Annotated in this window: 2 protein-coding genes and 1 pseudogene; all 3 read right to left on the reverse strand. The window is 63.2% G+C overall.

The genetic code is table 11. The annotated features are described in order from the left end of the window. Nucleotides 1-361 (reverse strand): annotated as a pseudogene (locus LQV45_RS33205) (MFS transporter); the annotation flags it as partial. Between the two features lie 116 nt (nucleotides 362-477). After that, on the reverse strand, nucleotides 478-603 hold the full coding sequence (locus LQV45_RS35755; RefSeq protein ID WP_290370395.1) for a hypothetical protein: 126 nt from the start codon (nucleotides 601-603) through the stop codon (nucleotides 478-480). Nucleotides 604-615: 12 nt separating this feature from the next. Then, nucleotides 616-1,306: SDR family NAD(P)-dependent oxidoreductase (locus tag LQV45_RS33210; protein ID WP_230011973.1), on the reverse strand; the 691-nt coding region annotated here is incomplete at its 5' end.

Raw genomic sequence — 1,306 nt, forward strand, 5'->3', positions numbered from 1 at the left:
GGATGATGAAGGACGTCTCACCCTGCACGAACGCGAAGCAGGCCGAGACGATGCCCCACGTGATGGCGATGCGGGCCAGCCATACCTTGGCGCCGAACTTGGTCAGGAGCAGGTTGCTCGGGATCTCGAACAGGGCGTAGCCGATGAAGAAGATCCCTGCGCCCAGGGCGAAGGCGCCGGCGCTAATACCCTTGTCCACGCCCAAGGCAGCTTCGGAGAAGCCGACGTTGGTGCGGTCCAGGAAGGCGACCACATACAGGATCACCAGCATGGGCATGAGCCGGCGGGAGGCCTTGGAGATGGCCGATTTTAGGACCGGTGTCTCCAGTAGGTCCCGGGTGGACGTTGTTGTTACGGTCATCAAAAAACTCCTCGTCGAGCAATCAGTGGTATAACTCAGGGGGGTGAATCAGTTGCATGAAAGTGGCCGGATCAGGCCAGTCCAAAACGAGCCAGGCCGGCTCCGGCCGGAGAAAACTAGCGCGAAAAAACCATCATCAGGACGCCGGCCACGCAGGCGAGGATCCCGACGGCGAGGTAGATCTTCCGTCCCTTGCTCCAGGCTGCGAATCCGGACGCGCGGGTTTGGCTGTGTTGTGCCACGAGGCTTCTTCCTTAGTGCATGTAGAGTCCGCCATCCACATTCAGCGTCTGGCCGGAGATGTAGCCGGCGTCCTCGCTGATGAGGAAGGCGATGGCTGCTGCGATGTCCCGGGTGGAACCGACCCGGTTGACCACGAGGTCTTTGGTGAGTTCGTCCTTGCGTTCCTCGCTGAGGGTGCCGCCCATGATGTCGGTGTCGATGGGCCCGGGTGAGATGGCGTTGACCGTGATGTCGTATTCGCCCAGTTCACGGGCCGTGGCCCGGGTCAGGCCGATCACGCCGGCTTTCGCCACGGAGTACGGCGTCTTGGAGAAGGTGCCGCCGCCACGCTGCGCGGAGACAGAGGAGATGTTCACGATGCGCCCGATCCTGTTCTTCACCATGGATTCCGCGACGCGGCGGGTGGCGTAGTGGACGCCGTTGAGGTTGATGTTCAGCACCCGGTCCCATTCGGCGGCGTCGAGTTCCAGATAGGGCACCGGAGAGCTGACGCCGGCCACGTTGGCGAGCGCAACGATCTGCGGCAGTTCCGCCTCGATGGCGTCGATTGCCGCGCGGACCGAGCCTTCGTCGGAAACGTTGGCGCCGGCGCCGAAGGCCTTGACGCGGTGCTCGGCTGCCAGTTCCTTGGCCGCCGCCTTGCAGAGTGCGTCATCGAGGTCGATGATGCCGATGTTCCAGCCCTGTGCCGCCAGGTAGCTG

This window comes from Microbacterium sp. Bi128 (assembly GCF_918698205.1).